At 47.8% G+C, this 14,063-nt stretch carries 13 protein-coding genes; 1 reads left to right on the plus strand and 12 read right to left on the minus strand.

What is annotated here, in order from left to right:
- Window positions 1-178 precede the first annotated feature (178 nt).
- From ACJMM9_RS16315 to ACJMM9_RS16330, 4 genes are all read right to left on the minus strand, one after another.
- Window positions 179-2,065, minus strand: coding sequence for an HD-GYP domain-containing protein (locus ACJMM9_RS16315; RefSeq protein WP_405329329.1), 1,887 nt, complete (start codon window positions 2,063-2,065; stop codon window positions 179-181).
- A 48-nt stretch (window positions 2,066-2,113) separates the two neighbouring features.
- A complete protein-coding gene (locus ACJMM9_RS16320) occupies window positions 2,114-3,127 on the minus strand; it encodes a hypothetical protein (protein WP_405329332.1) in 1,014 nt (337 codons plus the stop codon).
- Window positions 3,128-3,144: 17 nt separating this feature from the next.
- Window positions 3,145-3,972, minus strand: coding sequence for a TIGR02147 family protein (locus tag ACJMM9_RS16325; protein WP_405329335.1), 828 nt, complete (start codon window positions 3,970-3,972; stop codon window positions 3,145-3,147).
- A 135-nt stretch (window positions 3,973-4,107) separates the two neighbouring features.
- Window positions 4,108-5,265: a tRNA dihydrouridine synthase gene (locus ACJMM9_RS16330; protein WP_405329338.1), complete on the minus strand. Its 1,158-nt coding sequence runs from the start codon at window positions 5,263-5,265 to the stop codon at window positions 4,108-4,110.
- 105 nt (window positions 5,266-5,370) lie between these two features.
- Between ACJMM9_RS16330 and ACJMM9_RS16335 the strand changes: the two genes are divergently transcribed.
- Window positions 5,371-5,745, plus strand: a complete 375-nt coding sequence (locus ACJMM9_RS16335) for an HU family DNA-binding protein (RefSeq protein WP_088639050.1) — start codon at window positions 5,371-5,373, stop codon at window positions 5,743-5,745.
- Between the two features lie 76 nt (window positions 5,746-5,821).
- Here the strand turns inward: ACJMM9_RS16335 and ACJMM9_RS16340 are convergent, their stop codons facing one another.
- The 8 genes from ACJMM9_RS16340 to ACJMM9_RS16375 form a co-directional block, all read right to left on the minus strand.
- Complete coding sequence (locus tag ACJMM9_RS16340; RefSeq protein ID WP_405329341.1) at window positions 5,822-6,526, minus strand: pseudouridine synthase; 705 nt, start codon at window positions 6,524-6,526, stop codon at window positions 5,822-5,824.
- The gene (locus ACJMM9_RS16345) at window positions 6,526-7,542 is read right to left on the minus strand and encodes a hypothetical protein (RefSeq protein ID WP_405329344.1); all 1,017 of its coding nucleotides are present in this window, start codon (window positions 7,540-7,542) and stop codon (window positions 6,526-6,528) included. Before ACJMM9_RS16345 ends, ACJMM9_RS16340 begins: the two co-directional genes overlap by 1 nt.
- Before the next feature lie 104 nt (window positions 7,543-7,646).
- Window positions 7,647-8,225: a phospholipid-binding protein MlaC gene (locus ACJMM9_RS16350; RefSeq protein ID WP_173468368.1), complete on the minus strand. Its 579-nt coding sequence runs from the start codon at window positions 8,223-8,225 to the stop codon at window positions 7,647-7,649.
- 15 nt (window positions 8,226-8,240) lie between these two features.
- Window positions 8,241-9,572, minus strand: coding sequence for a TolC family protein (locus tag ACJMM9_RS16355; RefSeq protein WP_405329348.1), 1,332 nt, complete (start codon window positions 9,570-9,572; stop codon window positions 8,241-8,243).
- 103 nt (window positions 9,573-9,675) lie between these two features.
- The gene (locus ACJMM9_RS16360; RefSeq protein ID WP_405329351.1) at window positions 9,676-10,362 is read right to left on the minus strand and encodes a lytic transglycosylase domain-containing protein; all 687 of its coding nucleotides are present in this window, start codon (window positions 10,360-10,362) and stop codon (window positions 9,676-9,678) included.
- The gene (locus tag ACJMM9_RS16365) at window positions 10,352-11,038 is read right to left on the minus strand and encodes a hypothetical protein (RefSeq protein WP_405329354.1); all 687 of its coding nucleotides are present in this window, start codon (window positions 11,036-11,038) and stop codon (window positions 10,352-10,354) included. The genes ACJMM9_RS16360 and ACJMM9_RS16365 overlap by 11 nt, the downstream gene beginning before the upstream one ends.
- A gap of 3 nt (window positions 11,039-11,041) precedes the next feature.
- Window positions 11,042-12,898 carry a glycoside hydrolase gene (locus ACJMM9_RS16370; protein ID WP_405329357.1) on the minus strand — a complete coding sequence of 619 codons (1,857 nt, stop codon included), beginning with the start codon at window positions 12,896-12,898 and terminating at the stop codon, window positions 11,042-11,044.
- A gap of 19 nt (window positions 12,899-12,917) precedes the next feature.
- Window positions 12,918-13,868, minus strand: coding sequence for a hypothetical protein (locus ACJMM9_RS16375; RefSeq protein WP_405329360.1), 951 nt, complete (start codon window positions 13,866-13,868; stop codon window positions 12,918-12,920).
- Window positions 13,869-14,063: the final 195 nt, after the last annotated feature.

The raw sequence follows: 14,063 nt of genomic DNA on the forward strand, positions 1-14,063 counted from the left end.
CGCCTACGGCGTCAGCGGCTTCACTCGGTTATGCCGGTCTGCAAGCAGCCCGTCGCAACACTCGTTTTGCACGCTACTGCGAAGAAATAGCCTTGGCCGACGCTTTTGCAATCAAAACGAAAAAATCGTTATACAGATTTTGAAATAATTACGCGCTTTGGAAAAAGAAATACAGGATTTAATCTTCAAACTTGGTTTTCATGATTTGTTCGACGATTTCGCGGTTTTTCACGAACGCATCGACCACTTCCGGGTCAAAATGCGTCCCGCTATCCTCGGTAATGATGCGGAAAGCTTCGTCCACCGAGAAAGCCTTCTTGTACGGGCGTTCCGAAACAAGCGCATCATACACATCCGCGACCGCCATAATGCGAGCCGAAAGCGGAATATCCTTGCCTTTCAAGCGCTCCGGATAGCCACGCGAGCCATCCCACCATTCGTGGTGGCTATACGCAATTTCCTTCGCCATCTTGAGGTAAGCCGTCTCGCCCAAGTTCTTCGATGCTCGCACGAGCATATCACGGCCATAAACCGTATGCTTTTTCATTTCAGCAAATTCTTCGTCCGTCAGCTTGCCCGGCTTATTCAAAATCACATCAGAAATATTGATTTTGCCAATATCGTGGAGCGGAGCCGCCACAGCGATTGTCGAAACAAAAGCATCGTCAATTTCAGGTTCCTTGCCATCGCGCTGCAACTGTCGCGCAATCAGCTCGGCATAAGCCGCCGTACGGCGCACATGGCCACCCGTCGTCTCATCGCGATTTTCCACCATGTCGCCAAGCACCGTAATGATGTTTGTCTGGAGAGCCGCAATCGAGGCCGCCTGGTACTCGGACTTGTTGATGTACAAATCAATTTCTTCAACGGCCTTGATAATCGCCGAATGCAGGTTTTCGATTTCATTGCCCGTCACCACTTCTAGGCCCTTGATTTGCTCGATCGACGTCCGACGCCCTTCGCTGCTATCGTAGGCAAAATGATCCATTTCAAGCGTCATTTCGTGAATCGGGTAAACCACCCTGCGGTTTGCAATCAAGATGGCCGTAAACACAATCGCAAGCAAAAGTCCAAACAGCGTCGAGAAAATCTTCGTGCAGAACAGTACCACGCTAATGCGGATCGCCGCAAGGCTGAACTTGGTACATACGGGATTCGGGGCCTCGGTACACACAATCGACACATCCCATTTGCCCGTCTCGTGCATGCCCGGCGTAATCGTCAAAATGCGCGGATGCTTCCCCTTAAGTTCATGAATGTACTCGTGAAGCGTCGTCGAATCCGCATTCTGGATAGCGTCCGAAACAAGCCTGTTCACCGACTCCGCCAAAAGCGTCGTCTCATGGATTTCGGCTTCGGAATACGTCTTGTAAGCGACCGCCGTCGCAACCACAGCTAGCGCAAAGCTCGACACGAACAAGAGCGCCGTCACCTGAGCCTTGAGCGTATGGATCTCGTTCTTGGAACGGTAGCGGTCTTCATGCGAGCGGCCCGAAACAGAATCAAACGCCTTGACAAACCAACGCGGCGTCAAGCGAATCAACACATAAGCCACAAGAATCGAAATCGACTTGTCCGGGATTTCCGTGCAGAAATCCGCCAAAATCTGCGACAAGAGAACCGGAAGCCCGCCCTCGTGCAAAGCAGTCGCAATCGGCGTCACCACATTCTCGGCAATCTTGAAGTCAAAAAGGAAATACGAAAGCACCGAGCAAGGGATGCTCAAAATCATCAGCATCCCAAGCAGCATCGGCAAGCGTGAAACATGGTGGAACGCCCCACGCCTTGCCGCAATTCCCGCGCACACGGCTATCATCACATTGATCGTGCCGTAATAATACGTCGAAGAATCGACAAAACCGCCAATGAAGTTCGTCAAAAACCCGACAATCGCGCCTGGGCTAAACCCGCCAATCACCGCAACGACAATCGTACCGATACTATCCAGGTACAGCGGCAATTCAAAATAGATGGCTAAATCGGCAAGCAGTCGGTTGACAACAATGCCGATGACAATCAGAATAATAATCTGGACGAGCTTATGGGCAGAAACGAATGTTTTCACATTCTGTATATAGAATATTTTTTTAACAATTGCAAAAAAAAGCGTGATTTATTTAACACTTCCATCTCCAGTAATTATAAAATCGGGAACATGCCTATTTCCAAATCCATTGATGTCAATTCTATAATTGCCTTCAGGCAGACCAAAAAAGATGACATACCCATTCTTATAGTCTTCTTCCGTCACCTTATAGCAAGGATAGAATAAAAAAGGAACAAACCGAACACCTGGGGGAACAACAACTTCATTCAGGGCAACGCAAATACCATCACCATCCTTCCCAATATTTTTCGTCATTGTTTCATTCCATCTTTCATTATCACGTTCATCATATTCCAAAGTACTATCCACTTCAGTCGCAAAAAGAGAATCCAAATAAAATTTTGCCGTGTACACTGGTTCCACAACAATTTTTCCTAAATCGGCCACAGGATCATCATCAACGACTGCAACCGTGGCTTTCGAAAATTCCATAAATACATTCGCACCTAGACTAAAGTCTGCAGAAAGTGCGCGCAACTGGATCAATTCATAATCAGGAAGATATTTACCCTTAGGATCATCCATTTGCAAATACGTAAGGAAATGTACACTATCTATGTAGAAATAGCCATCTTTATCGGTAACATGCTGGCAACGCTCATCATCAAAAGAACAATAATTTTCATAAACGATTGCCCCCGCTACAGGCTGGCCTTCAGAATCGACGATCTGACCTCTTGTCTTTATATAGAGATAGATATCATCATGAGCCGAACAGGAAATACGGAAATATTGAACGACCTCAGTATCAGCACTATCAACTTCAGCAACACCTTCCGATTCCACATTAACAGCGCTCTTGGCTAGTGAACCGCAACCATGACCTTCGTTAACAACTTTGCGGAGATAAGTCGTATCCAATTCAGCAATGGGCATTCCTGAGCGAATCACAGGCTTGCCCGTCTGCGTTTCGCTGTACGACGAAGCCACATCGCCATCATTTTCACTACAGGACGTAAGCACACATAGACCAAGCATCGCAACAGCAACGCCCAACTTTGCAACTTTATCAAAAATCACAACTATTCCTCCTCGATTTATTTTTTTAAATTTGTGAACAAGTGAATATTCAACTGGTGAACCCCAGTCGCTTCTTTTTTATCTTGCGTAATAATTTTGCGCACCTTAGCTTTCAAGTTCTGAATTTCCAGGGCAATTTCTTTATACGCATCGTCCGAAACGCTGAACGTAAACGTTCCCATGTCTGACGGATTGTCATCATCGGCAAGCAGCGCCAGCTTTGAAAGCTCAAAGCACTGCAACTGGTATTGACGCACCAAGTCGCTATTGTTGTAGGCACCGCTACTCACCGAATCGCGAGAGCTTTTCCAGAAGCCATCTTCGTTCTTGCGTACAAAACCAATGCGCTCCAGCAGTTCAAGCGAACGCTTCAAAGTCCCCACGGAGACTTTCGGGAAAATGCGCTTTTGAACCGGCTCAAGGTCATCCGAAACATCCATCACATCCAGCGCCGTAAACAACACGCTATTATACCAGTGGTTGTAATACTCGTAGGCATCTTCGTTCAAGATGTGGTGCGGATCCGGATGCAGCTTGATGAGTTCATCAAAAAACGCATTGCGTTCCGTCGTCGTTTTCGCCTGGTCAAAATTCACCATCGTTTCAAAGTACTTGGCCTCTTTCTTGTTGAGTCCAAGAACTTCAACGAACTTGGGAATCATGCGTCCGGTAAGCTTTTTCCCTTTGACGATATCGTTGTAGTAGCTGCGAGTCTTGGGAAGACCAAGCAAGGCGCAAGCTCCCGCCCTGGTAAATTCAGGATCCGTCTGCACTCGAGCCGCCTGGTATTCATCCAGATACTTGCGGAAATGAGTAAACTGGAATATGTCAATAAACTTGTCCATATTCCAAATGTACTCAATTTTTGACTCAAAGTCAATAGACTAACGCAAATTTTTGAGATTTTTTTTGAGTACTTATTATACCGCACTTTGTCATGCCCGCCACCGAGCGGGCACCCCCCTCTCGTACCAGTGCTATTATCTTCCTTTAAACTGGTCACCGAACTTTAATTCGGTTTCCTTGGCACCGTTCAGGTTCACAAGGCGTTCCGGCTCAAAGACCATTTCGCGGGCCAAGCCTTCCTTAAGCTTTTCCACTTGGTCGAGCATTTCCGCTGCCGATTGGCATGTCAAAAGAGCCTGCCGCACCGACATCGCAACATTACCGCTCTCGTCTCTCGTCTCTCGTCTCTCGTCTAACACAAATCCCTTGCATAAACGCGCGGCGAGCTGTTTCATGCGTCCCATCGCATTCATTTCCGTCGCCCCATCCTCAATCTTAAACTTGTAATAGAGCGGGAACACATCAAGCGCTTCCTGCGCGGTAATCACATGCTTTTCGCGACCTTCCCAGGCATCCGCAATCTGCCCGAAAATCCACGGGTTATGCATCGCCCCGCGCCCAATGCTCACGCCCGAAACGCCATAAGTGTTGATACGTTCGCGGGCACATTCAACGCTATTCACATCGCCATTGCCAATCACGGGAATCCTTGCCGCAGCAGCCACCTTCCCAATCCAGTCCCAGTTCGCAAGGCCGTTATAACCCTGCAAACGCGTACGACCGTGAACCGTGAGCATTTCAACGCCCTCGCCCTCGGCAATCTTGAGCGTTTCCATCACGTTAATGCTTTCGTCATCCCAGCCAATGCGGCACTTGAGCGTAAGCGGAATCTCCGGCGTATTCGCATCAAGCGTCTTCTTCACGTCGTGCAGAATCTCCTGCAAACGCGGCAAGTCGCGCAAAAGTCCAGAACCACTCCCCTTGCCCGCCACCTTCGGCGCCGGACACCCCGCATTCACTTCGATAAATTCTGGATGATAACGCTCAGCAATTTTTCCGGCGGCATAGGCCATGCGGTCCGGGAACCGTCCAAAAATCTGGACACCAAACGGGCGCTCTTCCGGGAAGAACCTCAGTTGCTTATGACCATCCGGGTTGAACACGGCATCGCCATCAGTCGGAACAAACTCCGAAACCAGAAGCCCCATGCGGTCGCCCGAAAGCACCCTGCAAAGCCGCCGAAACGGAGCATCGGTCACTCCATCCATCGGACTCAAGATAGTATTGGGGAAAATCTCCTTGTTTCGGAGATTAAAACGGACCTTTTTAGGCAAATTATCAATCTTCAACATTTAAGTCACAACTATTCACAAATATTCCGCAATGTGAACCCGAAAAAGATATTTAATTTCGCTTCAACCATCACTCTAAGTCTATGTTAAACTTATATTTAGTGTGTGGCTAATATAACTAAACAATCTCTTATTCAGGAAATCGCCAAATCCACCGGATTTGTGCGCAATGATATTAAAATTGTTGTCGAACAGTTCCTCGACCTCCTCGGCGAGAAGCTTATTGAAGGCAATACTATTGAAATTCGCGGTTTCGGCACGTTTGCCTGCAAGCCCCGCAAGGCTCGCCCGGCTCGTAACCCCCGCACAGGCGAAACGGTCCTCATCGACGAACGCTTGGTCCCGACATTCAAGTTCAGCAACGACATTAAGGACAAGATCAATTCGCTCGAAGGCATCCTCGGCGAAGCTTCCGTACAGCCGGAACTTGAAACTGAAGACGAAATCGTACACGTCGGTAGCGACGACGATTCCATCTAAACGAACGTTGAACTTATCAGCTCAGGCAACGCAAACGCCTGATACGAAAGAGCCGGCTTGAACGCCGGCTTTTCTTTTAACACAACGCAGCGACTTCTTCTTCGGTGAGGAATCGCCAACCGCCCTCACCCAATGTGCGATCCAGAACAACCGGTCCAATCGCAATGCGTTCAAGCGTCTCAACGTGATTGCCGACCGCCGCAAACATGCGGCGAACCTGGTGGTATAGACCCTCGCCAATCGAGATGTCCACAGACTCTCCGTTCACTTCAATCTCGCGAGCCAGCACCGGGCGTCGTTCATCCTTGAGCATCACACCCGCCAAGAGTTCCGACTTCTGCGCATCCGTAAACGGACGAGCAAGCGTCACGCGATACTTTTTCCAGAGACCCTTCTTCGGGCTTTCGACCTTGTGGATAAAGTCACCCTGATTCGAGAGCAGCAGGAGTCCCGAAGAATCCGCGTCCAAGCGACCGACGGACTGGATGCCCATCGCCGTAAAGCGTTCTGGCAATAAATCATACACAGGCTTGTGGTCACGGGCGTTGTGGCTGCATTCCACATCGGTCGGCTTGAAAAGCATCACGTATAACTTTTCGACCGTCGGCGCTTCTTCGCCATTCACCGTGATGAACTCCGGACGCGTCTTGAATTCCATAAACGGGTCATCGAGAACCTTGCCATCCAGTTCCACAAGACCCATGCGCACTAACCCACGCGCATCCTTGCGGCTGCCAAAGCCCATCGATGCAAGCAAGCGTTCCAAAGTCAAAACAGCCATCAGTCCTCCAAAATAAATTCAAGAATCCTTCTGCGGATAAATCCGAGTTGCGGGAGTTCATTTGTTTTAATCACATGTGCACGACGGCGCCAAAAACTAAGCGCCAAAATTCCAGCCAGCACAAGCGTTTCCAAAGTAAAGCAGAAAATGCGGAGCAACGTAATACTCAAGTGGACCGAGCCTTCCGCGCGGAGTTCCTTCTCGTTCATCCAGTCCATTCTCAAGTCCCAATCGCCAACGTACGGGTACGCTTTCAAGAATCCGTTCACCGCCGCAATATAGCCCATGGTCTGGTAATCCGTGCGGATGCCTTCGACAAAGCAATCGCTAAAGCGCACCCGAAACAGCGTAAGCACCGCTTTCAAAATTTTCAGAATGTACTTGAAAGCCCTTGCATCAAAATCCGGAGTCAAAATGATGGTCCAAAATTCACGGTCCGAAAGCTTGCGCTTTTCCTTTTTCGGCTTTTTATCTTCGGCGTTTTTTTCATCATCGGGCTTCGCAGATTCCACAACTTTCGCATCAGACGAAACTTCAACAACCGGCGAAGATTTCACTTCAGCAGGTTGCGCACTCTCGCTGTCAGCACTAGACTTTACTGGCTCCTTCGTTTCACTCAGGATGACGTCAGGTTGATCCTCACTCGCCTTTAAATGTTCTGTCTTCGGAGTTTCTGCGGGCTTTTTCGCAACCGCTTCAACCGGCGGCGCATCTTGCGTCACACTTTCAGCATCCGGTGTCTTGCTCTCGGCTTCTTGTTTCGCATTCTCGCAGCTAGCACTAGACTTTACTGGATCTTTCGCTTCGCTCAAGATGACATCAGAATTTTCATTCTCCGCCTGCGACGCATCTCGTCTTTCGTCATCATCTACCGACAACTCCTTACTACCAGCATCACTCTCGTCTCTCGTCTCTCGTCTCTCGTCTACAGCCAGTTCTTTACTGCCAACTTCTTCCTTCCACTTTTTTTCGTACTCGTAAATTTTCTTCTTGAAAAAAAAGAAAAGCGCCCGCACACCGCGCTCCCCGGCCTCGAAATCAATCCGAAACGAAAACGGAAAAAGCAGTAGCACAAGCGCTACAACGAGAATTGCACAAAAAAGCCAGGAAAGAAAGCCCATTACTTTTCGGCTTCGTCAGCCTTCTTGCTGATAATGTCGATCAATTCGGCAAAGCTCTTGTCTTTCAGAATCTTGCTGAACTGTTCCTTGTAGTTGCGGGCCGTAGAAAGGTCGTCGATGACCAAGTCCCAAGCCTTCCACTTACCATTCACAAGTGTCATCTTGTATTCGAGCACCGATTCCTTGCCCTTGTTCCACAAGTGAGCCACAACGCGAGCATCATCCGTGCCCTTCATCTTCGCCGGTTCGTAAATCGTGGAATCGGCGCGGTAAAGTTCAAGGCGATTTGCACTGGAGTTGCGGACCATGCGCTGGAATTCCGCTACGAACTTCTGCTGAGAAGCTTCGTCCTGGGCCTTCCAGTCGCTTGCAGCCAAAGACTTCTTGGCAAGCAAGGCAAAATCAAAGGAATCATTCAACAAGCTCTTAACGCGTTCCGTTTCTTTCGCGGTACGTTTAGACTTCTTGATGATGTTCTGCAATTCTGCGTCCTTGCTTTTCACAACAGAAACCGGATCGTCCGCAGCAAAAGCTAAAAGCGACGCACAAGCAATGGCAATAAGTATTTTCTTAAACATCTTAATACTCCTCATTTACTTATTAAAATACGAATTATACTCCCGAATTGACAAACCCATCTTTGCCACTAATCCGGCAAATTCGACATTATATCGGCAAACTGCGAAATAATAATCTTTTTGCATGGTTATGTTCTGCGTATAGGCCGACACAAGAGCTCCCGTCTGGGATTTATCAAGGTCGTATTTCATGGCGGCATCTTTCAAAAGCGCTTCCGTTGCACGTAAGCTTTCACGCAAGGCATCGAGTTTTCCCTTGGCGGCAACAACCTGGTAATACTGCTCCACGGCCTTTGAAACAAGTCCGTCCGTAGCATAGTTTTCTTTCAACCGAAGACCGCGATAGTCTGTTCTCGCCTGGCGGAATTCTTCCCATGTTTTCCAGAAATTCAAACGGTATCTCAGGCCAATACCAATAAGCCCTGAAATTTTATTAACGGCATCCTGGGCAAAAGCGCTTTTCTGTAATACATTGCGGTTTCCGGCCCAGCTCTTGACATACTCGAACTCGCCCATGACAAAGAATTCTGGAGCAAGCTTTGCTTCCGCCAGATCCATCTGTAGTCTCTTGGCTCTTAATCCAGCATCCAACTGCTTCAGTTCTGGATTATGCTTAATCGTGAGTTCACGAACCTGTTCCTCCGTCGGCATCGGTTCTGTTCTCATCGTAAGCACAGAATCTTCTGTCACAAAAGCATCTTCTTCGGATAGCCCCAGCACAAATCGAATCATGAGCATGACACGCTTCATCCCAAGGTCTGCTTCAATCACACCTTCCTTGACGGTATGCATTTTAGCCTTGAGATTCAACAGGTCCGTCTGCGAGACCGTCGGTTCATCCTCGTCTAAAGCTTCTTCGAGCTGATCGTATGCCTTGTCAACCTGTTTCTGAGCATCGCCAGCAACACGCTTCATTTCAAGCGCAAGAAGGTAATTGTAATAGTAAGTCTGGAGTTCAGCTTCTTTCTTGAGAACCTTATTTTCGATCTCGAATGTTTTTTGTTGCAAATCCGCTTCCAGCGCTTTTTTACCTGTCTGGTATTGACCTAAATTTAGTGGCTGGATAAATTTTGCCTGAACAGCCCAAAAAGGTCCCATTCGGGAAAAATCGTACGTATCTACAGTATCGCCCCAGTTATCTACAGTCTCCTTTAAACCGGGCGCAGGCCCGACCATCATCGAGACATTCAAAGTCGGCAAAATGGCTTCGGCCTTGAGCGAACGCATTCTATCGGTCTTGCTTTCCAAGCCGAACTTCGTCTCGGCGACTTGAGGATCTTTCGCAAGCCCCTGTTCAACAAAGCGCAGGCAATCATAACGGACATCGCCCGCTAAGGCAACCCCCACCAACGCAAGTATAAAAAAAACATTCCTTATCACGTCTAGAATTTAGCAAAAAGATGAAACCACCTACAGCCTCAGATTTATCTTTTGATTCCCAAAAGGCTATTTAAAAGGAGCAGTGCTTTACCAGATCCTTGTATTTCGCAACAACGCCCTCATAATAAAAAGTCGGAAGCGGAAGATTCTTTTCCAGAAGCTTGTCAACGGCCGTATGACCGAGATTATACGCGACCAGGGCATCCCTCCAATTGCCATACTTTCCGATAAGGCGAATCAAGTACGCCGACCCCACAACCACATTGACTTCAGGGCGCAACAAGTCAGCCTCGCTTTCGATAACAAGTCCAAATCTACGACCTATAGATTTAGCCGTTTCCAGCTTTATCTGCATGAGTCCTAGTGCGCCCGAGAATTTACCAGTCTGGAAACGTCCACGCGCATACGGGTTGCCACGGCTTTCTTGCGCCACGACAGCAAGGATGATTAAAGGATCGAGCGAATACGACTGCGAAATCTGCCACAAGTGCTCCGCCAAAATGCGAAAGCTCACTTCGGACAGGCGGTCACCCAGCATGTACGTGAGCGCCTTTTCGATTTTCACGTAATCAAGCGTCCACCTGCCCACGACCTCCAAGTGTTCCAAGTCATTGTGGAGGACTCGCTCCTGATAAGCCATCTTTTCAAGCTTAACGCGGTTTGAATACCATTCGCTCGCAAAAAAGAATAAAACTGCAAAGCCAATGATAAATAGAACGCTAACGCTCATCGAAGAAAGTCGAACGCTACTTTTCACGCCGATCTTTCTCCAAATATTCTAGGTAGGAAACCCAGTCCTGAATCGCGCCAAAGGAACTGAGCAAAGTCGTGTCCTGCACAACGCCAAGCTTACGCATCGGGCCAATCGCCGATTCCAGGCGGTCAATCTCGCGGATGTAACGCGCCTTCTGGCTTTCGAGCGCCGTAATCTGCGCCTGCTTATCAGAAATTTCGCGTCCTTGCCCAACGACAATAACAAACAATGTAACAGCCCAGCCAATCAGGAACAGCGCCACAGAAATTGCAAAACCTGGAGACAGACTAATGGACCTCTTTTCATAATGAAGCCCCACCAGGTGAACCTGCTTGGAAATTCCCGACTTACGGTAATCCTCTCGGTTCCTGTAAATTTCGAAGATGTTGCGGTACCGTTCAAAATAAGCTTTCAGCTCTTCACTTTCAAACAGCAAAATGAGTGTAGCCTTCTGTTGCTTGACCAAATTCAGAATTTCAAGGAACAGGCTACGATAAGCTTCGGTCGTGAAACGCACGTTCTGGAGATTCACAAAAAAGAACACGCCAGGCCCACGCACTAGCATTTCAAGCTTTTCACGAACTGCCGAAAGCTGATATTCGCCAAGAATACCAAACAGCGAAATTTCAACTTCTTCGCCGCGATCTTCAACCTGGATGTCAATCAAGTCCGCCCGCACAATTTACCTCTTGGTCACTGACACAGAAATCTTGAACGATTTGCGGTCAAGCACCTTGAACGGAGCGTTCCAAAACGGGAACACGCGAATCCCTTGGAAAGCCTGTGGAGCCGCCGATGAAGTTGCGCCAAAGATGGATCCTACAAAAATAGATGTCGGTCGATCAAAGCCCATGCGGAAAACACAGCCGCCCTTTTCGTCGTGAATTTCCAGCAACTGTCCATCCGGGTACAAAAGCGGTTCAACCATGTTCCACTTGACATTCTTGCCGTCAATCCAGACTTTGTTGACATCGCCCCGTGACAGAAGTCCAAGCTCGAGAATCGTCCCGAAATAGCCTTTAGTGTTCACGTATGCAAGATTGTCAATCGCATACGAAACCGTAAATTTTGAGGCGTCACCCAGGAACGTAAAGACCTTCTTGATCTTGAACAAAGCCTTGCGTTCTTCATTTACAAAACCCTGCTCCTCATCAAGCATAATCTCCGTGCCTGAATCCGAACGGAGAATGCGGTAGTCATACGGATCAGCAAGCAAGTGCTTGCGGTCATAGAGCATCTGCTCCAGCTTGACCGGCGTAAAGTCGGTATTCGGGAGAAGGCAATCCAAAAACGCAAACGAAGGTTCGCCATCGTCACGCCAAGAGTTCACAAGGTTCGTCTTTGCACCCTTGTAATTCCACGCGCGGAGCGCACCGCCAAGGCGGTAGTCCAGCAAGTAAGACGATTCTGGGTTTTCGCAAAAGAGAACTTTTTTGCCACGTAGCAAAAAGTCGCACACATCCACACGAAGCCCAGAAAATCCCGTAAGATCATCGAGTATCTGCGAAGCCGAAAGCAACATTCGGTTCGAGCGCTTGCGCACCATCATGGAACGCATCCCCGAACGGTTGTGCATGTCCCTAAAATAAAGAGGGGCCATTGCCGGCAAAAGCGCATGGCAAAATTCAAGCCACTTCTTTCCCGAAAGCACACCGCGAGCTCTCCTGTACAAATTCAGGAAAGTCTTGTGGTGCATATTGATTTCTGGACGACGGATCAAAAGTTCACGACAAGTTCGCGCCGTCGAAGGGAGTCCAAGCCTGCGACCTGCCGAAACAAGGAAGCTAATCGTACCGCAAGTTTCAAGCTGATCCACCGCAAAACCGACAGTTCTAGTCTGAACCTCATTTGTCTCGACAAAGTCCACAAAGCGCCCAAAGAAATCAATAATCTCAGCAGGTTCAGAAGGGATATCCAGAAGCGCTATGGCAGACTTTCCATCGCGGCAATACTGTTCCGCGACAGAGCGCCAAGAAAGATTATCTTCGGCAATCGCCTTCGAAAGCGTCTCAGACACAGGGACAATGCGGATAAGCGCACCACGGTCTTCAAGCGTGAACCATCCCGAAACGGGCGTCGAGCGGCCAAGCGCATCTTGCACAGCAGATTCCGTCACAAGCGCATAATCAAAATGCGAACGCTCCAGAACATCGGCCATGCCCGGCTCCCACACCAGCGAGGAATTGAAATACCCCTGCGGTTCTACGTCAAGAACCTTCTTTAAGTAATTGCGATGCAATTCAAGCTGCATCGTCTGCAAATCTTCCGGGAAAAGCGGAAGCATTGGATCGTAATAGCCACCGCCCAAAAATTCAAGAACCCCATTGCGAATCGCATTCTGAATCTTGCCAAACATCAACGGCTTAGCCACATTGTAAAGCGCCTCAATCACAGGCCCATCCAAGAAGATGGAACACTTTACCTGTTCAGAATTCAGAAGAACATTCAATCCTTCGAGCAAGTTACGCGCGACCGCCTCAAGGTTTTCAAACGAGATCGATGGCGACATCTGCAATACAAAGGATATTCTAGGATTCATGCGACAAAGAATAGCAATTTTAGTTACTATCAACTATCGAAAAAGCAAATCTATACCCGTAAGTATTTAGTTTTTTGATGATGGGGGCGATATCTTTCATCAGTACATCTTTTTCAAAAGCGAGCATTATGTTGTTTGAACCATGGGTGTCAGCAAGTAATTTTAAAACCCTATTCTCTTTTTTATCTGGTATCTTTTCTGTTTGTCGGCCCACCCTCAAACGGACATCTTCAATAAATTTCCACAAATCGCTTTCGTTATTAAATGTATAGAAGTTATAGCCTTCAAACCGGTCACCTTTATTGAAAAAAGTTTCATTATAACTGATAACATAGGCAATGCCATCGTCTTTACGATAAAACGACAACAGCAAATCAAGACCTTTGTAATCTTCGACACATTCTCTATCCTTAATGCTCATTTTCAGCATTTCATCAAGCGATAACTTTTGACGAATACGCAAATACTTATATCTTAGCCCCTTCATTCGTTGAATAACAAAGCCACACCACATATAATCAACAGAAGGAATACTTAAATAAAAGGCGTCCTTATAATTTGAGCCAATCGCAATTTTGAACCCCAAGTATCCGCAATAGTGCATTGAATAAAGAACTTTATAAAAATCTACGTAAGAAAGATTTCCATCGACATGTAACTTGGCTAAATCATCTATAGACTCACCATTCCTTAAAGCTTCTTCCAGGAACTTTCCTCTTGTGTCACACAACTCTTTTTGAAGAGGCTTATCTATAAAATCATTAGTAGCAGAAATATCGTTGGCAGTCTTACCGAGAACTTTCCCGTTCAGCGAATACTCTTCTGTGTTGACATCGAGGAGTATTTCCCCCGCTTTCAATGTCTCGAATTCCTTTTTCGCGCTGTCGCAAGCAGCAAGGAGAAAAAGGGAGAGTAGCAGAATGTATGCGAAAAGTCTAGTCATTTGTACGGAATATACAAAAATAGCCATTAGCCGTTAGTCAATAGTTACTAGGGCTTTATAGCGGGATGAGTATGCCATTACGGGACGTGCAAGCCGCAGCGTGATTCGCGAAGGGCGCGGAACGCTCGGAACAAAAAAAAGCCCCCTTCGAGGTGTTACCTCAAAGGGGGCGTGAATCCAGCGGCGACCTACTCTCCCGGACCCGAGGGCCAGGTACCATCG

This window comes from Fibrobacter sp. (assembly GCF_045112255.1).
Taxonomy (GTDB): domain Bacteria; phylum Fibrobacterota; class Fibrobacteria; order Fibrobacterales; family Fibrobacteraceae; genus Fibrobacter.